Raw genomic sequence first — 23065 nt, 5'->3', positions numbered from 1 at the left:
CCCCTCGGACCTGTGTAGACTTGGGCTCGCTGATGCACCCCCCGCGGGGTTCGCACAGCATGCCGCCTTAGCTCAGTTGGCCAGAGCAACGCACTCGTAATGCGTAGGTCTCGGGTTCGAATCCCGAAGGCGGCTTTCATGAGGAAGCCCAGGTCGGTACCCCTGACCTGGGCTTTTCTCATGTCCGGCGCCGGGTGGCGATCCGGTGGGTGTCAGCTGGTCCAGAAGTCCCACCAGCGGGTCAGGATCAGCACCGCGATGATGCCGATGTGCAGGACGGGCACGACCCAGGTGAACTCGTCGAAGAAGCCCCGGACCGCCCGCGGCGCCGGCAGCAGGCCGTTGCGCACGGTGTGCGAGGTGACGTACCAGAACATCACGATGGTGGCGGTCCAGGCCAGACAGCACCACAGGCACAGCGAGTTGATCTCGTACAGCGACTGGTACTGCAGCCAGGTGCAGAAGGCGACGCCGAGCAGGGTGCCCGCGTTGAGGCCGAGCCAGTACCAGCGGCGGAAGCGGGCGCCGGACAGCAGGGCCATGCCGATGGCGACGACCATGCCGTACGCGACCAGGCCCAGCATCGGGTTCGGGAAGCCGAAGACCGAAGCCTGGGCGCTCGTCATGATGTTGCCGCAGGAGACGACGGGGTTCAGGCTGCAGCCCGGCGTGAAGCCCGGGTCCTCCAGCAGCTTGAACTTGTCGAGGGTGATCACCCAGGCCGCGAGCAGCCCCGCCGCTCCGGTCACCACCAGCATCCACGCGAACGCCCGGCCCGCCCCCGTGATGACGGTGGGGGCGGACCGGGCGCCGGACGCCGCGGCGTCCGGTGTCGTCTTCGTGGTCGTCGTCGAGGAGGTCGATGTCGTCGATGTCGTCATGTCCGTGGCGCCGATCAGCTGCGGACCCTGCGGACCGGCAGCAGGCAGTGCGCGCTGGACTGCAGCAGCTCGTCGGAGACGAAGGCGCGCAGCCGGTCGGGGCCGACCTCCTTGCCCGCCACCGCTTCCGGCCACGGACGGGTGGCGATGATCAGGTAGGCGGTGCCGCTCTCGTGCGCGTCCTTCTCCCACTCCGGCGGGACCGGGCACTGCGCCTTCATGAACGGCAACTGCAGGACCGCCCGCTGAGCCTCCACCAGCAGACTGACCGGGATCTGCGGCTCCCGGCCCAGGTCGGTCAGTCGTTCACCGATCGACAGGCCGAGCCGCTCCAGCTCGGACCGCATCGCCTCCTCACCGGCCTCCGGCCCTTCGGTGCCGTCGCCGAGCGAGTACACCATGAGGAACGGCGTCGCCGGCTTCTCGGATTCGTCGGAGGGCTCGCTCGTCCAGGGGATGACCGCGAGCGTCCCCAGGAGGGAACGCTGCTGTCCGGGCGAGTCGACGGTGGATGAAGTCATGCCGCCGGATATTAGTGGTGTTGTCATGACTGCCCGGGCGCGTTTACACCCGTTCGGCCGATCCTCCGGGGCTCCGTTTCACCCTCCGGAACGGTTTTCGTGCGATCTCGTTGTGCCCGGCGGGAGTCCGTCCGTAGAGGGGATCACCGATGGTCGTCAGGGGACGGCGCGCCGCGCTGCGCGCGCTCTTCACCTTCTCCGTGGTGGCGTTCACCGGCGGCGCGCTCGCCCGCATCGCCGCCACCACGCCCGCCCGCCGCACCCACGCGCCCGGCGGTACGGGAGACGCGTTCGCCGAGATGTACCGGGGGCGGCGCATCGAGGTCCGAGGGGCGGACGGCGCGTACGGGGGCGGCCCGGAGGCCCGCGTGGACGGGCGGCGACTGCCGGTGATGCGGTGCGCGGACGGGGGATACCTCACCCCGGTCGATCACTACGCCTCCTACCCGACGCCGCTCGAGGCGGTCCGCGCCGCGGTGGACGAACTGGGCGACGCCCGGCTGGCCGACACCCTTGGAGGGGCTCATGGCGTACACGCGTAAGAACCAGCGGGACCTCTCCGGTGCCGAGCGCAAGCGGTTCGTCGCGGCCGTGCTCGAACTCAAGCGCGCCGGCCGGTACGACGACTTCGTCCGTACGCACGTCCGGTACTACCGCTCGGACGGCGACAAGGGGCTGCGGGTCGCGCACATGGCACCGTCCTTCCTGCCCTGGCACCGCCAGTACCTGCTGGAGTTCGAGCGGGCCCTGCAGGAGGTCGACCCCGGGGTGACGGTCCCGTACTGGGACTGGACCCAGGACAACACCCCCGCCGCGTCCCTGTGGAGCGAGGACTTCATGGGCGGCAACGGACGCCGCCGCGACCAGCAGGTGATGACGGGCCCGTTCGCGTACGCCAAGGGCCACTGGGCCATCGAGGTCGGCGTCACCGAGAACCGCTTCCTGACACGGAACTTCGGCAACCCCTCCCGCCCCATCGGGCTGCCCACGCGCCAGGAGCTGGCCGCCGCCACCAGCGAGACCGTGTACGACGCGTACCCATGGAACTCCACGAGCCGCATGGGCTTCCGCAACAAGCTGGAGGGCTGGTCGCAGGAGCGCGGCACGGGCCGGTGGCGCAACCACAACCGGGTCCACCGGTGGGTGGGCGGGCTGATGCTGGGCGGCGCCTCCGTCAACGACCCGGTCTTCTGGCTGCACCACGCCTTCGTCGACCTCGTCTGGTCGCGCTGGCAGAGCCGGAACCCCCGGGCCGGTTACCTGCCCGACGTTCCGCCGCCGCCCGGCTCCCCCGAGCGCGGGCGGGTCGTCGCCCGTGACCAACCGATGCCCCCGTGGGACGTCACGCCCGCCGACGTCGCCGCCCACGACCACGTGTACCGGTACGCCTGACCGGGCGCGGGTGCGGTCACGTACGCGGGCGGCCGGGCATACGGACGGTCCCCCGGCCGGTGAGGAGCCGGGGGACCGTGGTCCGCGTGACGGGAGAGGTCGGGTCAGCCGCCGTAGCCGTTGTCGACGTGGCCGTTGCCCTGGCCGTTGTGGCCCTTGCCGTCGTCGTAGCCGCCCTTGTCGTCCTGCTTCCCGCCCTTGCCGTCCTGCTTGCTGCCCTTGCCGTCGTCCTTGCCGTGCTGGATGTTCGCGCACTTGTTGCCGAAGGCCGGGTTCAGGGCACCGACGAGGTTGATGGTGTTGCCGCAGAAGTTGATCGGAATGTCGATCGGCACCTGGACGATGTTGCCGGAGAGGACCCCGGGGCTGTTGACGGCGGCCGCCTCGGCCTCCGCGCCGGCGACGGCCACGCCGGCTCCACTCAGGGCCATGGCGCCCGTGCCGGCGATGATGACGGCGGCCTTCGCGATGCGAGACATCAAAATCTCCTTGTACAGGGGAAATCCGACCGCGGGCCTGCGGTCGTCACGCTTCGTACAACGTGGTGACGCAGAGCCAGTAACGGGTAGACTGCGCAAAAGGGGCGCGACGCGCTCGAAATAGCCCATTCGGACGCGTGTGAGCCCGGCGCGCGTCAGTTCGTGGCGCCGCCGTCCATGCCGAGGTGGGACCCAAGACTCCCGGAGAGGGCCGGCGGCAGGAGGCCGGCCTCGGGCAGCTGGGCGGCAGGCAGGCCGAGCGCGGCCGGTTGCGGCAGAGTGAGGGGGGGCGCGACGTTCGCGCCGGGCGTCTTGGCGTTCAGAGCGGACTCGGGCGTGGAGAGCAGTGCCCTCGTCACCGGCTGGTCCTCGATGACCTCGGGCAGCGCGGCGGTGATCAGCGTCTCCGGCATGGTGCTCGCGATCGGCACCTGCGGCACGAGGAGCGGCTGCACCCGGCCGTCGGTGCGCGCGGTCAGCCCCATCGGCGTCCCGGGCACGGGGATCGGCACGCCGGTGCTCACGGTCGGCGGCGCCATGGGGAGCACCATGCCGAGTGTCTGCAGCGGGACGTCCACCGGAGCCGTCGGCGCGGCGGCCGCGGCCGCGGGCGTGGCCAGGGCCGCCGAGGCGGCGGAGGCCAGAGCCGTGACGACCATGCCCATGCCGATCTGGGTTTTGGGGTTCATGTGCTGCGTACGCCTTCCCGGGCTTTGTGAGTACGTTGCTGATGGAATGAACGAGCACGCGCCGACGAACGCGTCAGAATTCGCCTGGTTGCAGCAATGCGGCATCCGTCGGTCCGACAGCGGGAAGGGGCCGGGGCGGGGACGACGTCGTCCCCGCCCCGGCCCCGTACGGCGCGCGCGTGGCGCTTACTTGCCGCCCAGCGGCAACCCGCCGAGCAGCCCCTGCTCCTGCGGCTTGAGGTCGCGCGCGGTGTCGGTCACCTTGCCGACGAGCTTGTTGCCGGCGGCCTTGCCCACGGCGTCGGTCGGGACGGACTCGGTCAGACCGCGCTTGCCCAGCGTGTCGACCGCACCGTTCAGGCTGGAGGGGGTGAGGCTGTCGGCGGCAAAGGCCGGGGCGGCGACGCCCAGAGCCATCACGGAACCGGCGACGACGGCGGCAACCTTCGTGGGCTTCATGGGTGGTGAGTCCTTCCTGGATGGACGACTGTTCGCGACAACTCGCGCCTCCGGCAGGTGACTTGGAAGGTCACACTGTGTGGCGCCCTGTCATCTGTAACGAGCCCTCCGCGCGGCGGAAACTCCGGAACCGTGGAATTCTCGACACAGCACCCGAATGATGTGGACCGGTCCTCATATCGTATGAACGGGCAAGAGGAGAACCCTGTTGGCTCAGTGCCCCTGAGCCGACAGGGTTCTCCGGTGCTCCGGACGGGGCCGGGGGCGGCTCCGGTACCGGTGGCGTGCGGGCGCGTGCGTCAGAGCGCGGGCGTCTGCGTCATGTCGTTGGGCGCCGGCAGGTTCATCGCGGGCTGGCCCTGCATGTTCTTGGCCGTCATCATGAGGAAGTCGGCCATGGACTTCAGGGTCGTCTGGACCTGCGGCGCGACCGTGGCCGTCTGGCCCGCGGTCGAAGCGGCGACCAGCTCGTCGACCGCCTTGTCGATGGCGGCGAGCGCGTCGTCCATCGCGTCCATGCTCGTGTCGCGCTGCGAGTCGTCGGCGGTCGTCTCGTCCGCCGGCTGCTTCGGCGTGGTCGGGGCGGCCGGCGTGTCCGTCGCGTTCGCCTTCTTGACGGCCTCCATCGCGGCGTCGATGTCCGCGCTGTACTTGGCGGCGTCGGTGGTGCTGAGCTTGCCGTTGTCGGCCTTCAGCACGGCGTTGAGCAGCGCGCTGATCGGGTCGACCAGCGTCCCGGTGTTGTCCAGGGGCTGCACCTGCTTGAGCAGGGTGGGCGCCTGCGGCAGCGGGGCGCGCGAGGCGGAGTCGGAGTGGGCGACGGAGGGTCCTGCCGCACCGAGGGTGAGGGCGGCGCAGAGGGCAGTGGCCGCCATGCGGCGGGGAGTCACGAGACGCATGTGGAGTCCTTCCAGTGAGGATGCGTCGGAACGAACGTGACATCACCGTCGGACGGCCGAACGCGGCTCGCAATTGGATCAGTTACGGATCGTGACTGGGCCCGCCGGGTGAATCAATGCGGCTGACCTGCTGGAAACCTCCGCGGGAGAGGGTTGATCGGACCGGGTGCGGGGCCGCCGATAGGGGGACGGGCCGTGGTGGGCCGGGTCCGGTGAGGGAATTCCCGAGGCGGGGGAGGAGGGGGAGGCGGAGGCAGCGGGGGAGCAAAAGAACGGTGCGCCACGTGGAGGGGTGGCGCACCAAAACCGCGGATGGGGACGCGTCAGTCGTTGATGCAGACGTTGCCGAACGCCGGGTTCAGCACGCCGACGAGGTCGATGGTGTTGCCGCACAGGTTGATCGGGATGTGGATCGGCACCTGCACCAGGTTGCCGGAGATGACACCGGGGGACCCCACGGCCGCACCCTCCGAGACGGCGTCGGCGGCCGCGACCCCCGAGGTGCCGGCGACGGACGCGGCGATGGCGGAGGTCAGGATGGCAGCCTTCGCGATACGGGACATGGTGAAGAGCTCCTAGTTCGATGATGCTGCGGGCCGACGTGCCCGGCTACATCAACAACGCGCCAGCATTTCCACGGTTGCGCTACCGAATGGGTGAACCGTCGGATGAGCGCCGGACGGACACGAGCCGCCACGAAGAGCACGTTGAAATAAGGAAGTTGCTGTGACCGTGTTTCAAATGCTTCATGATTGTGCTTGTTGAGTTATAACGTTCATGCTCGTTCCTCACCGGTCCCTTCCATATTCGCCGCTATTACGTGGTGCAGCGGGAGAGTTCGCCCATTCCGCGGATTCTGCGGACGACGTGACGATTCCGGAAACCCCGGCGTGCCCGGCGGAAGTCCGCCGCGCGCCCTTCCGGAGCGCCGCCCCCTCAATGCCACCCGTTTTCGCAAAAAGGCTTCGCAGAAAGGGTCACGCGTGCGCCTCCCCTTCACCGCACTGCATGTTGTCCAGCCCGGCGACGGCGGCGTGGCCCGGGTGGTCACCGACGTGGTCGGCGCACAAGTGGCGCAGGGAATGCGGGTGGTGGTCGCCTGTCCGCCCGGGGTGCCGCTCGCCTCGGCGGTACGGGCCGCGGGCGCCGAGGTGCACCCGTGGCCGGCGGGACGTGATCCGGGGTGGCGGCTGCCCGCCGAGTGCCGCCGGGTCGCGCGGATCGTCGCACGCGTGCGCCCGGACCTGGTGCACGCGCACAGCGCCAAGGCCGGGATGGCCGCCCGTCTCGCCGTACGCGGCCGCGTCCCCACCGTTCACCAGCCGCACGCCTGGTCCTTCGAGGCGGTCGGCGGGCCGGCCGGGGTGGTCGCCCGGTACTGGGAGCGGTGGGCGGCGGCCCTCTGGACCGACCGGATCGTGTGCGTGAGCGAGGCCGAGCGGGAGCGGGGCGTCCGTGCCGGGGTCCGGGCACCGTGGTCGGTGGTCCACAACGGCGTCGACACCGGGCGGTTCGCCGACGGACCCGACCGGGCCGCCGCCCGCGCCGCCCTCGCGCACCGGTTCGCCGCGCTGGCGCCGGCGTCGCCGCTCGTGGTGTGTGTGGGACGGCTGTGCCGGCAGAAGGGCCAGGACGCGCTGCTCCAGGCCTGGCGGACGGTCGTCGAACACGTCCCCAGGGCTCGTCTCGCGCTCGTCGGTGAAGGCCCCGCCGGTGCCGCTCTGCGTGCCGCCGCGCCGGCCTCCGTCGTCTTCGCGGGGGCCGTCGAGGACCCCGCGCCCTGGTACCGGGCAGCCGACCTGGTCGTCCTGCCGTCCCGCTGGGAAGGGATGGCGCTCGCGCCGCTGGAGGCCATGGCGAGCGGCCGCGCGGTCGTCGTCACCGACGTCGACGGGGCCCGCGAGAGCCTGGCGCCCGGGCACGACGTGCACTGCCTCGTCCCGCCGGACGACCCCGACGCGCTCGCCGCCGCGCTGACCCGGCTGCTCCAGCGGCCGCTCCTGCGGCAGACCCTCGGCCGCGAGGCGCGCTCGCACGCCTGTGCGGCGTACGACGTGCGCCGCGTCGGTGCGGCCCTGACGGAGGTGTACCGCGAGGTGGCCGGCCCGCGCCGGTCCGCGCTGCGAGAGCCGGTCGCCCGGTGACCCCGGAGAGCATCCGCTGCACGCAGCCCGGCGAGGCCGCGCCTGCCGCCGACGCCCGGCAGCCGCGGGACACCGCGCCGCACCCGGGCGCGGCGCAGCCCGCCGGAGTGGCGCCGCCGGCGGTGGCCGCCCAGCCCGCGGGTCCTGGGCAGCCCTCGGGTGCCGCGCCGCCGGCCCATACGGTTCCGCCGTCGTCCGGAGCCGTCGCGCAGCCCGCCGCCGGGGAGGCGGCCACCGCCGTCGTGCCGGGCCCCGGGAGCCCCGGCGGCCCGGGGCCCGGCCAGGCCGCCGGGCCCCTCGCCGGCGCCCGCGTCACCGTCGGGCCGCCGCGGAACCCGGTCGCGGCCGATCCGGTCCCACCGCCGCGGCGGCGGCGCCCCGCGGCGGCCCCGTTCGGCTCGGCGCTCGTCGCCGCGGATTGCGTCGCCGTCCTGGTGGGCGCCCTGCTCCTGACCCCCGAGCAGCGCGACGCGGCCCTGTTGATGCAGCTCACCCTCTGCGTCGCGGTGCTCAACGCGCAGGCGGGGCTCTACGGCACACCGAGCCGTCCGGGCGCCCTGCCCCGCGTGCTGGACGAACTGCCCGCCCTCGCCACCCGCGCCGCCGCCGCCTGGTGCACGGCCGCCGCGCTGCTGGCCGCGTGCGCACCGGGGCGGGCCCTCGGGCTGGCGGCGCTGGCGTCCGCGTACGCCGCGCACCTGGCGTTCGTCACCTGTTGCCGCGCCGTCGCCCACCACCGGCGGCGCCGGGCCGTGCGCGCCCGTCCGCGCCCCGTCCTCGTCGCCGGGGCCGTTCCGGCCGCGCAGCGGCTCGCGGCCACGCTCGCCGAGCACCCGGAGTACGGGCTCCGGCCGGTCGGCATCGTCAGCGGCCCCCGGGGGAACGGCGGTCCGGCGCCGCTGCCGGTGCTGACCACCGCGGAGGAGATCCACCGGGCGGTCGTCCGGAACGGTGTCGCCGACGCCCTGTTCGCCGCCGGTACGGGGGGTGCGGACGGTGCCGGGCCGGACAGGCCCGACCTCGTCGGGCTGCTGCGCCGCCACGGCTGCGCCAGCTGGCTGGCCGGTGCAGCGGACGGCCCCGGCGGCGGCACCGCCATGAACCTGCACCTGTGGGGTTTCGTCTGCCGCCGCCTCGACACGCCGCCCGGCCAGGGGCTCGGGAGCCGTCTGCCGAAGCGGATCCTCGATCTCGTCCTCGCCGTCCCCCTGCTGCTGGCGCTCACCCCGCTGATGCTGCTGTGCGCCGCCGCTATCCGCCTCTCCGACGGTCCCGGTGTCCTTTTCCGCCAGGAGCGCGTCGGCCAGCACGGCCGGCCGTTCACCCTGCTGAAGTTCCGTACCCTGCGTCCGAGCGACGAGCAGGAGGCGGCCACCCGGTGGAGCGTCGCCCACGACGAGCGGCTCAGCGGTGTCGGCGCCCTCCTGCGCCGCACCTCGCTCGACGAACTGCCGCAGCTGTGGAACGTGCTGCGCGGTGACATGAGCCTGGTCGGCCCCCGTCCCGAACGGCCCTACTTCGTCGACCGGTTCAGCCACCTGCACCCCGGGTACGCGGCGCGGCACCGGATGCCCGTCGGACTGACCGGGCTCGCGCAGGTGCACGGGCTGCGCGGCGACACCTCGATCGAGGACCGGTGCCGCTTCGACAACCACTACATCGACCACTGGTCGCTCTGGCAGGACGTGTGCATCCTGCTGCGCACGGCCGCCTCCCTGTTCCGTCCGGCGGGCAGCTGATGCGGGCACCCGCCTGGGCGCCGCTGGTGCCGCTGCTCGCGGTCGTCGCGCTCCTCGCCGTCCCGGTCACCGGGGGGGAGGGGAGGGCCACCCTCGCCGACCTCGCCTCCGCCGTGCTCGTCGCCTTCTGCCTGGTGCGGCTCGTCCGCGCCCGGGCCCGGCCGCTGGACCGGGTCGCGGCGCTCGTGCTGGGCCTGCCCGTGCCGGCCGTCTGCGTGGCGGCGGTGACGGCCCACGACATGGCGGGCGCACTCCCGGGCGTCGTGCGCTACCTCCAGGTCTTCGTCCTCGTGCCGGCGGCCGTGGTGCTGCTCGTACGGGACCGGAAGGACTTCACGCTGGTCGCGTGGGCGCTGGTCGGACTGGCCCTGGTGGAGGGGGCCGTGGGCGCCGTCCAGTACCTGACCGGCACCGGCGCCTCGTACATGGGCGAGGACATCCGGGCGGTGGGGACCTTCTCGCCCGCCGACGTGATGGGCATGGCGACGGTCGTCTCGTACGGGCTGCTGTCCGCCCTCGGGATCGCGCTCGCCACGGCGGCACGGCGGGTGCGCGTCACGGCGCTCGTCTGCGCCGGTCTGCTGGTCATGCCGCTGGTGGTGTCGTTCAGCCGCGGCGCCTGGATCGCGACGCTGGCGGGGTGTGCGGCGCAGCTCGTCCTGTCCGGTCCGCGCAGGGCGGCGCGGGTCGGCCTGGCCGCCGGGGCGCTGGGCGTGGTGCTGGTGGCCGGGTTCGGGGTCGGATCGCAGCTGCTCCAGGAGCGGGTGGCGAGCATCTCGCGGGTCACGGCCGCACCGGACCGGTCGGTGACCGACCGGTACACCATGTGGGCGGCGGCGGGCGCGATGTGGCGCACCGAGCCCGTCACGGGCGTGGGACTCAAGGCGTTCCCGCACTACCGGGACAGCCACGCGTCGCTGGCGCTCTCCTCCGGCAGTGACACGGCGGGGGCGGGCTACGGCTTCCGGCGGCAACCGCTGCTGTCGCCGCACAACATGTACCTCCTGGTCCTCGGTGAGCAGGGGCTGCTCGGCCTGCTCGCTTTCGCCGGCGGCTGGCTGGCCCTGCTGGTGCGCGCCCTGGTGCGGCTGCGGTCCGCCCAGCGGAAGGTCCCGGAGCGGGGGCGCGGGGTGGGCGCGGCGGCCGGGTGCGGGCTGGTCGCGACCGGACTGCTGGTGCGGCAGCTCGTCGACTTCACGTACGCGGACATCGGCGGCCCGCCGACGGTCCTGACGGCGGTGGTGCTGGGCCTGGCGGCCTGGTGGGCCCTGGCTCCGGCGCACGCCGCTCCCCGGACGAGGGGCGCGGTGGAGGGTCCGGCGGGCGCTGCCCGGCCGGTGGAGCGGGCCGGCGTCGCGGCTGTTCCGCAGCTCGCCGGGGTGGCCGCGGGAACCGGCCGGGTGGTGGCGCGTGACTGACGGCTCTCCGGGCACGGTGACGCTCCCCGCCCGCGGCGGCCCCGCGGTGTGGCGGCCGTCCGACCGGTTCCTGGCCCGCGCGGCGGTCCTGACGGCCGCGCTGACCGCCGCGGGGGCGCTGCTCGGCCTGGTACGCGACCAGCTCCTCGCGGTCACCTTCGGCGCGGGTGACAGCACGGACGCCTTCCTCGTCGCCTGGACCGTTCCCGAGTTCGCGGCGACGCTCCTCGTCGAGGACGCGATGGCACTGCTGCTGGTACCCGCCTTCAGCGCCGCGCTCGCCCGGCGGGCCGAGGGCGTTCGGCCCGACCCGGTCCGGGCGCTGGTGCGGGCCACGCTGCCGGGGGCGGTGCTCGCGGCCGCCGCGGGCGCCGGTCTCCTGGCGCTGGCCGCGCCCCGGCTCGTACCGCTGCTGGCGCCCGGGCTGCCGCGGCAGGACCTCGCCGTCGACTGCACCCGGCTGACCGCGACCTGCGTGCTGTCGTTCGCGCTGGCCGGGTACTTCAGCGCGGCCCTGCGCGCCCACGGGCGGTTCGCCGCTCCGGCCGCGATCTACCTCGCGTACAACACCGGCATCATCGCGGCGGTCGTCCTGCTCGGCCCGGCCCGGGGCGTCCGGGCGGCGGCCCTGGGCGTCGCGGCGGGCGGCGTCCTGATGGCCGCGGTCCAGGCTCCCGCGCTGTGGCGGCGGCTGGGCGCGGGCCGTGCGCGTCCGGCGGGGCGGGCTCCGGATGCCGGCCGGGCGGCGCGGCGGGTGCTCGTGGTGTCGCTGATCGCGCCCGTCGTCGTGTTCTCCGCGGGCCGGCAGTCGCAGGTGCTGGTGGAGCGGTTCCTCGCCGCGCCGCTGCCCGCCGGGGCGATCTCGCACCTCAACTACGCGCAGAAGGTGGCGCAGTTGCCGATGGCGCTCTCGCTCATGCTGTGCACCGTCAGCTTCCCGGTCGTCGCGCGGGCGCTGGCGGCGGGCGACCCGCACACCGCGCGGCGGCGGGCCGAGCGCGACCTTCTGCTGGCCGCCGCCCTCGTGCTGGCCGGGGCGGCGACCGTGGTGGCCGCCGCCCCCCAGATCGTCGAACTGCTCTTCCAGCGCGGCGCCTTCGACCATGCCGACACCGCCGCGACGGCCGCCGTCATGCGGGTGTACGCGCTCGGGCTGCTGGGCCAGACCCTGGTCGGCGCGCTCGTGCGCTGCTGGTTCTCCGGCTCCCGGCCGCTGTGGTACCCGGCCGTCGCCATGGTCTGCGGTGTGGCCGCGAGCGGCGGCGCGGGGGCGTTGCTCGCCGGGCCGTGGGGCACCGCGGGCATCGCCGCCGCCAACGCGCTGGGCATCACCCTCACCGCCGGGCTCCTCCTCGGCGGCGTCCACCGGCAGCGCGTCCCCCTGGCCGCCGGGCAGCTCGCCCGGGGACTGGGCCGGCTCGCCGCCGCCGCCGTCCCCGCGACGGCCGCGGGGTGGTTGTGCGCGGCGGCGCGGCCACCGCTCCTCGCCGTGCCCCTCGCGCTCGCCGCCGTCACCGTCACGTTCCTCGCCGCCGCCTGCGCGCTGCGGGCGCCGGTGGTCCCGTCCCTGATCCGCACCGCTGCACGAAGGCTCGCTCATGGCTCCCCGCAACACCCGCCCCTGGGTGGCGATGTACCACTCGATCGACGACACGACGGATGACCCGTACCAGGTGACGGTCTCCCCGGCCCGCCTCGACCGGCAACTGCGCTGGCTGCGCGACCGCGGCCTGCGCGGCGTCGGCGTACGGCAGTTGCTGCTGTACGCCGCCCGGCACGGCGACACGCGCGGCCTGGTCGGCCTCACCTTCGACGACGGGTACGCCGACTTCCTCGACCACGCGGTGCCCGTGCTGCGCCGCCACGAGTGCACGGCCACCGTCTTCGTCCTGCCCGGGCGGCTCGGCGGCGAGAACGACTGGGACGCGCACGGCCCGCGCAAACCGCTGCTGGGCGAGGAGGGCATCCGCCGCTGCGCCGCCGCCGGCATGGAGGTCGCCTCGCACGGCCTGCTGCACGTCTCGCTGCCCGCCGCCCGCGACGCCGCCCTGGACCGCGAGGTCGCGCACAGCAGGGAGGTGCTCCGTACGATCACGGGCACGGCCCCGGAGGGCTTCTGCTACCCGTACGGTCATGTCGACGCGCGCGTGGTCCGCGCGGTGCGCGAGGCGGGGTACGCGTACGGCTGCGCGGTCGACCCCGCGCCCGGGCTGGCCGGGCTGTTCGCGCTGCCCCGGGTGCACATCGGGCAGCGCGACTCCGCCTGGCGGCTGCACGCCAAGTACCGGCTGCACTGTGTGCGGCGGGCCCCGGTGGAGCTGCCGCGCGGCCCGGTGCCGGTCTCATGACGGCCGCCCCGCGGACTCGGCGGCGCCCCGGGGCGCGACTCACCGGGGCCCGGTCCCCGCACCCCCCGGCCCCCCGGGTGCTGCACATCATCACCGGTCTCGGCATCGGCGGCGCGGAGGAGCAGCTCCGGCTGCTCGTCCCGCACCTGCGCGAAGCCACCGCCGGTGTCGTCACGCTCACCAACCCGGGCCCCGTCGCCGACGCCCTGCGCGCGGACGGCGTCCCCGTCGTCCACCTCGGCATGCGCGGCAACCGCGACCTGACCGCGCTGCCCCGCCTGGTCCGGCTCATCCGGCGCGGCGGCTTCGACGTCGTCCACACGCACCTGTACCGGGCGTGCCTGTACGGGCGGATCGCGGCACGGCTCGCCGGCGTCCGCGCGGTCGTCGCCACCGAACACTCCCTGGGCGCGTCGCAGATCGAGGGCCGGCCGCTGAGCGCCGGGGCGCGCGCCCTGTACCTCGCCGGCGAGCGGCTCGGCACCACGACGGTCGCGGTGTCCGGCACCGTGGCGCGGCGCCTGGCCGAGTGGGGCGTGCCGCCCTCCCGCATCCGGGTGGTGCCCAACGGGATCGACGCCGCCCGGTTCGCCTTCGACGCGGACGCGCGGCACGCGGCACGGCAGCGGCTGGGCCTGGCGCCCGACGCGTACGTCGTCGGAGGCGTGGGGCGGCTGGTGCCCGGCAAGCGGTTCGACACGCTGATCCGGGCGGTGGCCCCGCTGCCACCCGGTGTGCGGCTGCTGCTGGTCGGCGAGGGCGGGGAGCGGGCGCGGCTGGAGCGGGTGGCCCGGGAGTGCGGGGCCGCGGGGCGGGTGGTGTGGGCCGGCGCGGTCTCGCGCGGACTGCCGGAACTGCTGTCCGCGATGGACGTGTTCGTGTCGGCGTCGGCGGACGAGGCGTTCGGGCTGGCGGTGGTCGAGGCGCTGGCCGCCGGGCTGCCCGTGCTGTACGCGGCGTGCCCCGCGCTCGACGACCTGCCGTCCGGCCGGGCGCCGGGGGCGCGGCGGACCGGCGGGACGGCCGCGGAGCTGACCGCCGCCCTGCGCGGGGCGTACGCGACGCGCGGCGCGGCCCGGCTGCCCGTCCCCGAGGCCGTGCGCCACTACGACATCGCCCGCAGCGCCCGGCAGTTGATGTCCCTCTACCACGAAGCGAGTGAACGACGATGACTCCCCATTCCCTCCTCGTCCGCCGGGTGACCGGCCGGCTCTCCCGGCTGAGGAGCGCCCGGCCGACGGCCCGCCACCGCCGGTGGCTCGTCCCGGCCGCCGTACTGCTGGGCGTGGTGTGCGGCGGTTCCTACGGGCTGCTGGCGACCCCGGAGTACGCGGCGACCGGTTATGTGGTCGTCGTCCCGGCCGAGGGGTCCGATCCGGCCGGGGCCATGGGCCTCGCCCAGGCGTACGGGCGGGTCGCCACCGACATCGCGGTCACCGGCGACGCCCAGATCGAGGCCGGGGTCCCGGCCGCCACCCTGCGCGCGGGCGTCCTGGCGGAGACCTCGCCCGACGCGCCGATGATCTCCCTCACCGGCCGGGCGCCCGACCCGCGGACCGCGGCCGCCATGGCCGACAGCGTGGCGAGGGCCCTCGTGCGGAAGGGCGGCCACACCGAGGCGAGCACCGGTGTGAAGGTCCTGCAGTTCACCCGCGCCACCCCGCCCACCGAGCCGGTCTCGCCCTCCGCGCCGCTGTCCGCGCTCGTCGGCGGCTGCGCGGGCGGCCTGCTCGGCGGGCTGGCGCTGCTGGTCCGGCCGCGCCCCGGGCACGGGGAGGAGCGGTACGCGGCGGTGCCCGGCCCCGTCCCGGCCCGCCCGCAGGAGGCCGCGGTATGAGCTTCGACGTGACGGTCTGCCGCGACGGCGAGGAGTTCGGCCGGCTGGCGGGCGAGTGGGCCGGCCTCCACCGCGGGTGCGCGGCCGCCACCCCGTTCCAGGCCCACTCCTGGCTGCACTCCTGGTGGACGTCGTACGGGACCCCGGGCCGCCTCCGGGTGGTGCTGGTACGCCGCGGGGGCCGACTCGTCGCCGCGGCGCCGCTGCGGCTGGTGCCCGGCCCGGTGCCGGTGCTGACGCCCCTGGGCGGCGCCATCACCGACTTCTCCGACGTGCTCGTGGACGACGCGTGCGAGGAGGCGGTGGCCGCACTGACCCGGGCGCTCGGCGAACTGGCCCGGAGCGCGGTCATCGACCTGCGGGAGGTGCGCGCCGGGGCGGTGGCCGAGCGGGTCTGGGCTCAGTGGCGGGGGCCGCGCCACCGGCTGGCGGACTCCGTCTGCCTGGACCTGCCCCCGCTGCCCATCGACGGACTGGTGGGGCGCCTCCCGCGGGCCAGGGCGCAGCGGGCCCGGGCCAAGCTGCGCAGGATCGAGAACGCCGGGGTCGAGGAGCGGGTCGTCCCGCCGGTGGAGATCCCCCAGGCCCTCGAGCGGCTTCTGGAGCTGCACCGGCGGCAGTGGGAGGGCAGGCGGGTGACATCGGAGCACCTCACCCGGCGGTTCGCCGAGCACCTCCAGCGGGCCGTACGGCCGATGGCGGAGTCGGGGAACGCGATGGTGACGGAGTTCCGCATCGCCGGTGACGTGGTCGCCGCCAACATCACCCTGATGTCGCCGCGGCTGTCGGGCGCCTATCTGTACGGGGCGGACCCCGCTCTGCGGACCGGCAAGGTGGACGTGCTGGCGATGCTGCTGCGCACCTGTGCACAGGAGTGCAGCACGAACGGCCGCGCCACGCTCAGCCTGCTGCGCGGCACCGAGCCCTACAAGCGGCAGTGGCGGCCCTCGCCCGCCCGCAACCAGCGGCTGCTGATGTCGCGCCGCCGGATGGCGCCGGCCCTGCTGCTGCGTGCGGCGTACGCGGGCGGGCGGGCCCGGGCGGCGCGGACCGTCCGGGCCGTCCGGGAGCGGCGCGCCGGCGGCGGGGGGTGAGGGGCCGGCCCGGCCGCCGCCGGGCTGTCAGGAGCGGCTGGAGTGCCACCAGAGGGAGGGGATGCACAGTCCAAAGTCGCCGATCCACTTGTGGACCCACGGACCGAGGTCCAGTGTCCTGCACGGGTCCGCGGCCCCGCTGCCGGTGCCCGGCTCGGAGGGCGCGGGCTCCTGGGGCTGGGGCTGGGGCTGGGGCTCGGCCGGCTCCGGCTTGGGCTCGGGGTCGGGTGCCGGTTCCGCGGTCGGCGGCTCGGGGGCCGGCTCCGTCTCCTCCGGCTTCGGCTCGGGCCTGGGCAGCGACAGCGCCGCACGGAACACCTCGGACGACCTGGGGTTGTCGTCGCACTGCCACACACCGTGCGGGCAATAGTCGGTGATGGTGTGGTAAAGCGGTCGATGCCGGTCGATCCATTCCAGCATCCGCCGCATGTACTCGGGGTTGTCACCGTTCCGGAAGAGTCCCCATTCGGGATACGAGACGGGCTTCCCGTGGGCGGCGGCGAATTCCACGTGGTGACGCAGTCCGTACGGCTGCTCCACCATCTCGTCGAAATTCTCCCCCGGCGGCTGGTCGTACGAATCCATCCCCACGATGTCGACGACATCGTCACCGGGATAGCACTCGGTCCACGGAACGGCGTCCGCCCCCCGGCTCGGCGCGAAGTCGAAGCGGAACCGCTGCCCGGGCACGGCCCGCATGGCGGTCACGATGCGCCGCCAGTACGTCTTCCACGCCTCCGGGTCCGGGCCGCACCGGTGGGTGTACGTGGTGCCGTTCATCTCCCAGCCCAGCACGATGACGGTGTCCGGCGCCTCCAGCCGTACGAGCCGCTCGCCGAGCGTCCGGAAGTGATGGTCGAACCGGCCGTCCGCGCCGAGCCGCAGCATCTGTCGCACCACCGGGTCCGGCAGGTGGTCCTCGTTACGCACCAGCATGGGCACGTTGAGCACGAACAGCCGGTCCTCGCGGGCACGCCGCCACTGGGTCCAGGGTTCAAGGAATTCGGGGCGGCCCTCGATGTTGCTCCACACGTCACCGGGCAGGTAGGTGTGGCCCACGCGGAGTTCGGTACCGCCGAGCCACTTCTCCAGGCCCGCCATCCGCCGGATGCCGGACGGGCCGTAGTGGAGAAAGGCGCCCAGCGCCGTGGCGGTGGCCGGGGGCGTGGACGGAAGTGGGTCCCGCGCGGGCGGCGGCTCGGCGGCGTGACCGGCGGGCGTCACGGCGGCGCCGGAGAGGAGGACCCCGGCGGCGAGCATCACCAGCCACGTACGCGCCCGGTGCCGCGTGCGCGTCCCGTGCCACGTGCGGGTCGTGTCCCCTGCCCGATCGGCCATGTCTGCTCCTTCGCGGCGGCGCGGAACGGCGCGGTGTGCGCCGGTACGGGAGCCGTCCGTCAGATGGAACAAAAGTATTCTTATTGGGCTGATCGGGCATGCGGCCGGGGCGTTCAGTAGGCCGGTGGGGGAATTGGTCGCCCACTTGAGGTACCAGCGGGTGCGACCGGCGCATACGAAAAGCCGGTCCCGGAGCACGCGACCGGGACCGGCTCACTGGCCGCTCGGGCCGTGGCGCTACGGCAGGCTCACTTGTTGATGCAGACGTTGCCGAAGGTCGGGTTGAGCAGACCGCCGATGTTGACGGTGTTGCCGCACACGTTGACCGGGATGTGAATCGGCGCCTGCACGACGTTGCCGGACAGGACGCCCGGGCTGCCCACAGCGGCACCCTCCGCCTCGGCATCCGCGACGGCGGGTGTGGCCGCACCCAGCGCCATGACCAGACCGGCGACGGCTACCGCAGCCTTCTTGCCCTTCATAACTCGGTTTCCTTTCCACAGGGGGAAGGCATGCCACGCATTTCGTGACGTACGAGCCCGTCATGAGGGGCTCGGCTTCCACTATGAAAATCACAACGAATGCGAAAGCGGAAAGACACCATTGAGGCTGCTTTCCGGACCGATTCACTCGAACGCCGAGTAGTGCGTCCAGGCGAATGGCTCAACGGCTGGGCCAGATGGGTCGGGTCACCAGGACCTGCCACTCGTGGTCGGGCACTCCGGGCACCGCCCGCCCCTGGGCCCTCCATTCGCGCATCAGCATCGAATAGACGGGCGACAGGTCGCTCCCCGTCGCCTGCCTGCTCTGTGGAATGAGGGGCACACGCTGCCAGTTACCGGAGCGAGGAGCCATGCCGCACCTTCCCGTTCACAGCCGTGACGAGGCTTGCGCATCATGTCACAGGCTGTTGTGCGGAAGGTGGGGAAGCGCCACGAAGCGCAGACCGAAGTGGTCGAGGGTGCGCGGCAGCGGCCGGTCGGGCCGCAGCCGCCCCGGCCGGTCCAGCAGGTACGTGTGGCGCTCCAGCAGCACGGCGAGCATCGTCGAGGTGACCAGGAGCACCAGGTCCTGGCCGGGGCATTCGCCCGGCCCGCCGCTGAACGGCATGAGCGCCTCGGTGTCCTGCGCGGTCCCGTCCAGCCAGATCTCCGGGGTGAACCGGTCGGAGTACGGCAGGGCCTCGTCCCGGTGGAACAGCGGCGCGTAGATCAGGAACTCGGTGCCGCCCGGCAGGGTGTCCCCGCCCCAGTCGGTGTCGCGCACCGACTCGCGCAGGATGAAGGGCGTGGTGGGCCAGAGCCGGACCGACTCCAGGACGCACGCGCGCGTGTACGGCAGCAGCTGCGGTGCGGTGAGGTCGGCGACGGCCAGCTCGCCCCGCACCTGCGCGGTCTGCCGCTCGTGGGTGGACAGCAGGGCGAGGGTGCGGAACGCCGCGATGCCCGCCGCGTCGAACGCGAACAGCCAGTGCGGGGCCTGGCCCGCCGGATCGGTGCCGGCGGCGGGGATGTCGCCCAGGGCCGCGGCGAGACTGCCGCCCTCGGAGCGTTCGAGGTGGTCGCGCAGCCGGCGCTCGAAGCGGTCGCGCAGACCGGGGCGGCGGGGGGCCGCGACGGACCAGTTGGCGGCGGCCCGCAGGCGGCCGAGCATCGCCGTGAGGGCGGTGTCGTCCCGGGCGGTGTCCCCGAGCACGACACGGCGGGCGGTGCGGTCCCAGGCCTCCTTGAACGTGACCCAGCCGAGCTCGCCGTCGCCCGCGGTGGCCGCGCCGAGCAGCCGGCCGGCCTCCTCCCGTACCGCCCTGACCATGTGCGGGGCCAGGCTGTGCAGCTGCCGGCCGTACTCCAGCACCGCTTCGTTGAACTCGCGCCGCTCGTCGCGCCGCGTGCCCCGGGAGACCAGCACGCCGTGCGGCTGGAAGTGCTCCAGCGCGGCGGTCTTCTCCCGGGTGGCCGGGGAGTACGGGTCGGGGGTGCCGTCCAGGACGAGGCGGGCGTCGTCGGCGTCCAGGACGACCGCGAAGTGCCGCCCGGCGACGTCGAGCCGCAGCGGGCCGGCCCCGTAGCGGCCGCGCAGCTCCGAGAGCAGCCCGGTGGCACGCCGGTCGACCGCGTACCGCTCGGCGAAGGCCATGCCGGCGCGGCGCCGGATGACGACGCCCGCCGCGAGGGTCGGTGCGATCAGCTGTGCGGCGAGCCGTGCGACATCGCGCCCCACGGCCCGCGCGGGCGTGTGCGCCGTCGTCGCCTTGTCGTCGGTGCTGGTCATGCCCCCTCGGGTGCCCCGGCCGGTCCCGGCAAAACGATCCCCGCCCCGGTCGCGGCCGGGGGCGGGGCGGGGGTGGGCGGCTGCGCAGCGGGCACAAGAAGCCCGGCGCCGGGATCGGCGCCGGGGTGCGGCTCCGGGAGGGAGGGAACGGCGCGTGGGGGCACGGCGCACGTCATCGTCCTGCCGCCCGGAGCGGGCACGCGCCGGCGGGCGGCCGGGGGTGCGGCGGGAGCGGTCAGCCGCCCGTCGTCGGGCCGCCGCTGCCGAAGCCGCCGCTCGGGGCGCCACGCCACTTGCGGTCGTGCTCGGTGCGCGGGGACGTGTCCGGCTCCGTGTTCTCGTGCTTCAACTCGTACGGCATCACCCGGTCCTCGCGCTCGGTGAGCTCGGCCGGCCTGCGGTAGCCCTCGACCTCGCCCGGCAGGCCCGCGTCGGCCGGGCGGTGCGGCTGCTCGCTCGGCTTGGGTGGCTCGGGCTCCCGCGTCCTGATGCGCCGCCCGATCCAGAACGCGCCGATCAGGAATCCGACGAGGATGATCCCCGCCACCAGGGGGCCGATCCCTACGAGATGGTCCCTCTCGGCCAATTCCATGCTGTACGTGAGGAGAGCGTCCATACAGGGCGTGTACCCGCTGCGGCCCCGGTCAGACAAGCGCAAAATTATGGTCCTAAAAACGGTGAGTCCGTCTTTTGGTGATTGAGCTCTTCGAGTGACATGGCGCAACTGAAACCGTTCCGCGCTGTTGATCAGAACGACCCAAGCACCGGGTCTCTCGACGAGAAGGATGGACCATGATCAAGAAGGTTCTGGCTACCGCCGGCGTGGCTGCGGTCGTCCTGGGCGCCTCCGCGCCGATGGCCTCCGCCGTGGGCGACCGCGGGGTCGACACGCAGAACGGCAACTTCGCCACCCAGTCGTACGGCAACACCTACACCGGCGGCTACATGAGCCCCCAGATCGGGCTCATCCAGGGCTCGCTCAACAAGCCCTGTGTGGGTCTGCCCGTCCAGGCCGACGTCCAGAACATCGCGGCCCTGGTCAACATCGGCGTTCAGGACATCCTCAACGACACGCAGAACCAGCAGTGCGCCGAGAACTCCACTGCCGTCAAGGGCGACAGCGCGCTGTCGCACCTGCTGGAGAACGTCCTCTCGGAGAACGGCTCCGCCTCCGTCGACTGAGGACGTGAGGACACCGGCCCGAGCGACCTCCGGGGGGCGCGGGCCGGTCCCGGTACGGCCTTCGGGGCCGCACCCCCTGCAGGACCTGAGTAACCGCATTGCGCCCGCACGTGGGCGCGGCAAGGACGACCCGGACACACGGGTCTCTCGACGAGCAAGGATGAACCATGATCAAGAAGGTTCTGGCTACCGCCGGCGTCGCCGCGGCCGTGCTGGGCGTCACCGCGCCGATGGCCTCCGCCGTGGGCGACCGCGGGGTCGACACGCAGAACGGCAACTTCTCCAAGCAGGTCTACGGCAACACCGTGACCGGCGGCTACATGAGCCCCCAGGTGGGACTCGTCCAGGGCACGCTGAACAAGCCCTGTGTCGGTCTGCCCATCGAGGCCGACGTCCAGAACATCGCGGCCCTGGTCAACATCGGCGTTCAGGACATCCTCAACGACACGCAGAACCAGCAGTGCGTCGAGAACTCCACCGCCGTCAAGGGCGACAGCGCGCTGTCGCACATCCTGGAGAACGTCATCTCCGAGAACTTCAGCACCGCCATCGACTGAACCCGGAGCACGTCTCCAGCGGAATGACCCCAGGGGCGGGTCCGGCAGCCGAAGCCACGGCTGCGGGGCCCGCCCCGTGTGCGCAGGACCGCAGGTGCAACGGGCCCCCTGCCCGTCTCACTTCGCGTCGGCGTAGCACTCCACCGTCGCCGTCGTGAACGGGAACCGCACCGGGGTGTCCCCGAACGCGATCCGGCCGGCCGCGTCCCCGGCCGCGCGGATGGCCTCCGCGACGGCCGGCGCCTCCTCGGCGGGACAGTGCACGATCACCTCGTCGTGCTGGAAGAACACCAGCTCCGCCCGCATCCCCGCCAGCGCCCGCCGCAGCGCGGCCAGCATCAGCAGGGCCCAGTCCGCGGCGCTGCCCTGCACCACGAAGTTCCGGGTGAACCGGCCCCGCGCCCGGGCGTTCACCGACGCGTACCCCGGCGTGAACTCCGCGTCGGCCACCGCTTCCTCGGGCCCCTCCTGGGGGATCCCCGCCTCGTCCGCCTCGGCCGCGCCCGCCGCCCGCGGGCTCGTCCGGCCCAGCCAGGTGCGGACCAGCAGCCCCTCCTCGCCCGCCTTCGCCGCATCGTCGACGTACGCCACCGCCCGGGGGAAGCGGCGGCGCAGCGCCGCCAGGTTCTTCAGGCCGTCACCGCTGGTCTGTCCGTAGATCGCGCCCAGCAGGGCGAGCTTGGCGTGCGTCCGGTCGCCGGAGAACGCCCGGTCGGACAGGCGGGTGTACAGGTCGTCCTCATGGCCCGCCACCTCCATCAGGCCCGGGTCGCGGGAGATCGCCGCCAGCACGCGCGGTTCCATCTGGTCCGCGTCCGCCACCACCAGCCGCCAGCCCTCGTCGGCGACGACCGCGCGGCGGATCACCTTCGGGATCTGCAGGGCCCCGCCGCCGTTGGTGGTCCAGCGCCCGCTGACCGTGCCGCCGGGCAGGTACTCGGGCCGGAAGCGCCCGTCCCGCACCCAGTCCTGGAGCCAGCCCCAGCCGTGCGCCGTCCAGATGCGGTACAGCTTCTTGTACGCGATCAGCGGCTCGACCGCCGGATGGTCGATCTCGGCCAGCTCCCAGCGGCGTGTCGAACGCACCTTGATGCCGGCCTGCGCGAACGCCTTCACCACGTCGGCGGGCAGGTCCGGCCGCACCCGGCGCCCGAACGCCGACGACACCGCGTCCGCCAGCTCCGCGAGCCGCCGCGGTTCGCCCCCGCCCGCGTACCGCTCGCCCAGCAGCTCGTGCAGCACCGCCCGGTGGACGTCCGCCCGCCACGGCAGTCCCGCCCGCGTCATCTCGGCGGCCACCAGCATCCCCGCCGACTCCGCCGCCGTCAGCAGCCGCATCCTGCCCGGGTGCTCGGCGGCCCCGTGCCGTCGCTGCTGGTCCGCGTACACCTCCAGCAGTCCCTCGAAGCGCACCTCCAGGCCGGACCGCGGTTCGAACAGGGGTGACTGCGCGCCCGGCTCCGCCCCTCTGAGCGGCGGATCGGGCGGTACGGGCCGGTCGTGCAGCCGGGCCCAGGCGGCCGCGGCCGAGCGGGGCTCGCCCAGGCGGCCCTCGTGCCCGAGCAGCAGCTGTTCGGCGGCCTCGATGTCGTAGCACCGCTCCACCCGCACCCCCGACGCGAGCAGCCCCGGGTACACCCCGGACGTGGAGCGCCACACCCACCGGTCGACGTCCGGCCGCGACCGCACGGCCTCGACGAGGTCGGGTTCGGCCAGCACGGGACCGGCGGGCAGCCCGTCCCGGCCGAGGGGGACGAGCCGCGCCCCGCCGCCCTCGGTGCCGTCCAGGAACCAGCGTTCGCTCACACCAGCGAGTC

Annotated in this window: 24 protein-coding genes and 1 tRNA gene; 13 read left to right on the top strand and 12 right to left on the bottom strand. The window is 73.9% G+C overall.

Annotation, left to right across the window (positions count from 1 at the left end; all coding sequences use genetic code 11):
• Positions 1 to 61: 61 nt before the first annotated feature.
• Positions 62 to 135, top strand: a tRNA-Thr gene (locus tag ACIA79_RS16765).
• A gap of 77 nt (positions 136 to 212) precedes the next feature.
• Here the strand turns inward: ACIA79_RS16765 and ACIA79_RS16760 are convergent.
• Together ACIA79_RS16760 and ACIA79_RS16755 are read right to left on the bottom strand one after the other, a co-directional pair.
• On the bottom strand, positions 213 to 881 hold the full coding sequence (locus ACIA79_RS16760; protein ID WP_399429014.1) for a vitamin K epoxide reductase family protein: 669 nt from the start codon (positions 879 to 881) through the stop codon (positions 213 to 215).
• 14 nt (positions 882 to 895) lie between these two features.
• A complete protein-coding gene (locus ACIA79_RS16755) occupies positions 896 to 1402 on the bottom strand; it encodes a DUF5949 family protein (RefSeq protein ID WP_399429013.1) in 507 nt (168 codons plus the stop codon).
• A gap of 149 nt (positions 1403 to 1551) precedes the next feature.
• Between ACIA79_RS16755 and ACIA79_RS16750 the strand changes: the two genes are divergently transcribed.
• Positions 1552 to 1944 carry a tyrosinase family oxidase copper chaperone gene (locus tag ACIA79_RS16750; RefSeq protein ID WP_399429012.1) on the top strand — a complete coding sequence of 131 codons (393 nt, stop codon included), beginning with the start codon at positions 1552 to 1554 and terminating at the stop codon, positions 1942 to 1944.
• A complete protein-coding gene (locus ACIA79_RS16745; protein ID WP_399429011.1) occupies positions 1928 to 2794 on the top strand; it encodes a tyrosinase family protein in 867 nt (288 codons plus the stop codon). The genes ACIA79_RS16750 and ACIA79_RS16745 overlap by 17 nt, the downstream gene beginning before the upstream one ends.
• 104 nt (positions 2795 to 2898) lie before the next feature.
• Here the strand turns inward: ACIA79_RS16745 and ACIA79_RS16740 are convergent, their stop codons facing one another.
• The 5 genes from ACIA79_RS16740 to ACIA79_RS16720 form a co-directional block, all read right to left on the bottom strand.
• Entirely contained in the window at positions 2899 to 3273 is a 375-nt protein-coding gene (locus ACIA79_RS16740; RefSeq protein ID WP_399429010.1) for a chaplin, read from the bottom strand.
• Between the two features lie 155 nt (positions 3274 to 3428).
• On the bottom strand, positions 3429 to 3962 hold the full coding sequence (locus tag ACIA79_RS16735) for a hypothetical protein (protein WP_399429009.1): 534 nt from the start codon (positions 3960 to 3962) through the stop codon (positions 3429 to 3431).
• A gap of 186 nt (positions 3963 to 4148) precedes the next feature.
• Positions 4149 to 4421 carry a hypothetical protein gene (locus ACIA79_RS16730; protein WP_399429008.1) on the bottom strand — a complete coding sequence of 91 codons (273 nt, stop codon included), beginning with the start codon at positions 4419 to 4421 and terminating at the stop codon, positions 4149 to 4151.
• Between the two features lie 299 nt (positions 4422 to 4720).
• The gene (locus ACIA79_RS16725) at positions 4721 to 5320 is read right to left on the bottom strand and encodes a hypothetical protein (protein WP_399429007.1); all 600 of its coding nucleotides are present in this window, start codon (positions 5318 to 5320) and stop codon (positions 4721 to 4723) included.
• 323 nt (positions 5321 to 5643) lie between these two features.
• A complete protein-coding gene (locus tag ACIA79_RS16720) occupies positions 5644 to 5883 on the bottom strand; it encodes a chaplin (protein ID WP_399429006.1) in 240 nt (79 codons plus the stop codon).
• 420 nt (positions 5884 to 6303) lie between these two features.
• On the opposite strand from ACIA79_RS16720, the gene ACIA79_RS16715 reads away from it, so the two are divergent.
• The 8 genes from ACIA79_RS16715 (at position 6304) to ACIA79_RS16680 (ending at position 15900) form a co-directional block, all read left to right on the top strand.
• Positions 6304 to 7464 carry a glycosyltransferase gene (locus ACIA79_RS16715; RefSeq protein WP_399429005.1) on the top strand — a complete coding sequence of 387 codons (1161 nt, stop codon included), beginning with the start codon at positions 6304 to 6306 and terminating at the stop codon, positions 7462 to 7464.
• Positions 7461 to 9203: an exopolysaccharide biosynthesis polyprenyl glycosylphosphotransferase gene (locus ACIA79_RS16710; protein ID WP_399429004.1), complete on the top strand. Its 1743-nt coding sequence runs from the start codon at positions 7461 to 7463 to the stop codon at positions 9201 to 9203. Before ACIA79_RS16715 ends, ACIA79_RS16710 begins: the two co-directional genes overlap by 4 nt.
• Positions 9203 to 10621 (top strand): O-antigen ligase family protein, encoded by a 1419-nt coding sequence (locus ACIA79_RS16705; protein WP_399429003.1) that lies wholly within the window; start codon positions 9203 to 9205, stop codon positions 10619 to 10621. The genes ACIA79_RS16710 and ACIA79_RS16705 overlap by 1 nt, the downstream gene beginning before the upstream one ends.
• A complete protein-coding gene (murJ, locus tag ACIA79_RS16700; RefSeq protein WP_399429002.1) occupies positions 10614 to 12284 on the top strand; it encodes a murein biosynthesis integral membrane protein MurJ in 1671 nt (556 codons plus the stop codon). Before ACIA79_RS16705 ends, murJ begins: the two co-directional genes overlap by 8 nt.
• Complete coding sequence (locus tag ACIA79_RS16695; RefSeq protein WP_399429001.1) at positions 12220 to 12969, top strand: polysaccharide deacetylase family protein; 750 nt, start codon at positions 12220 to 12222, stop codon at positions 12967 to 12969. Before murJ ends, ACIA79_RS16695 begins: the two co-directional genes overlap by 65 nt.
• Before the next feature lie 77 nt (positions 12970 to 13046).
• Positions 13047 to 14141 carry a glycosyltransferase gene (locus tag ACIA79_RS16690; RefSeq protein WP_399429000.1) on the top strand — a complete coding sequence of 365 codons (1095 nt, stop codon included), beginning with the start codon at positions 13047 to 13049 and terminating at the stop codon, positions 14139 to 14141.
• Positions 14138 to 14806, top strand: coding sequence for a lipopolysaccharide biosynthesis protein (locus ACIA79_RS16685; protein WP_399428999.1), 669 nt, complete (start codon positions 14138 to 14140; stop codon positions 14804 to 14806). Before ACIA79_RS16690 ends, ACIA79_RS16685 begins: the two co-directional genes overlap by 4 nt.
• Positions 14803 to 15900, top strand: coding sequence for a GNAT family N-acetyltransferase (locus ACIA79_RS16680; protein ID WP_399428998.1), 1098 nt, complete (start codon positions 14803 to 14805; stop codon positions 15898 to 15900). Before ACIA79_RS16685 ends, ACIA79_RS16680 begins: the two co-directional genes overlap by 4 nt.
• Before the next feature lie 27 nt (positions 15901 to 15927).
• On the opposite strand, the gene ACIA79_RS16675 is transcribed toward ACIA79_RS16680, so the two are convergent.
• The 4 genes from ACIA79_RS16675 to ACIA79_RS16660 form a co-directional block, all read right to left on the bottom strand.
• Entirely contained in the window at positions 15928 to 17160 is a 1233-nt protein-coding gene (locus ACIA79_RS16675; RefSeq protein WP_399429175.1) for a glycoside hydrolase family 26 protein, read from the bottom strand.
• 326 nt (positions 17161 to 17486) lie between these two features.
• On the bottom strand, positions 17487 to 17720 hold the full coding sequence (locus ACIA79_RS16670; RefSeq protein WP_399428997.1) for a chaplin: 234 nt from the start codon (positions 17718 to 17720) through the stop codon (positions 17487 to 17489).
• Between the two features lie 418 nt (positions 17721 to 18138).
• Positions 18139 to 19509, bottom strand: coding sequence for a cytochrome P450 (locus tag ACIA79_RS16665; RefSeq protein ID WP_399428996.1), 1371 nt, complete (start codon positions 19507 to 19509; stop codon positions 18139 to 18141).
• A gap of 235 nt (positions 19510 to 19744) precedes the next feature.
• Positions 19745 to 20125 carry a DUF6479 family protein gene (locus ACIA79_RS16660; protein WP_399428995.1) on the bottom strand — a complete coding sequence of 127 codons (381 nt, stop codon included), beginning with the start codon at positions 20123 to 20125 and terminating at the stop codon, positions 19745 to 19747.
• A gap of 176 nt (positions 20126 to 20301) precedes the next feature.
• On the opposite strand from ACIA79_RS16660, the gene ACIA79_RS16655 reads away from it, so the two are divergent.
• Both ACIA79_RS16655 and ACIA79_RS16650 read left to right on the top strand, forming a co-directional pair.
• Complete coding sequence (locus tag ACIA79_RS16655; protein ID WP_399428994.1) at positions 20302 to 20691, top strand: rodlin; 390 nt, start codon at positions 20302 to 20304, stop codon at positions 20689 to 20691.
• Between the two features lie 167 nt (positions 20692 to 20858).
• Entirely contained in the window at positions 20859 to 21248 is a 390-nt protein-coding gene (locus ACIA79_RS16650) for a rodlin (protein WP_399428993.1), read from the top strand.
• Between the two features lie 117 nt (positions 21249 to 21365).
• On the opposite strand, the gene ACIA79_RS16645 is transcribed toward ACIA79_RS16650, so the two are convergent.
• The gene (locus tag ACIA79_RS16645) at positions 21366 to 23054 is read right to left on the bottom strand and encodes a bifunctional 3'-5' exonuclease/DNA polymerase (RefSeq protein WP_399428992.1); all 1689 of its coding nucleotides are present in this window, start codon (positions 23052 to 23054) and stop codon (positions 21366 to 21368) included.
• Between the last annotated feature and the right edge of the window lie 11 nt (positions 23055 to 23065).

Origin of the sequence: Streptomyces sp. NPDC051310 (assembly GCF_044455245.1) — a bacterium.
GTDB lineage: Bacteria > Actinomycetota > Actinomycetes > Streptomycetales > Streptomycetaceae > Streptomyces.
This window is presented reverse-complemented; position numbering and strand designations above follow the sequence as displayed.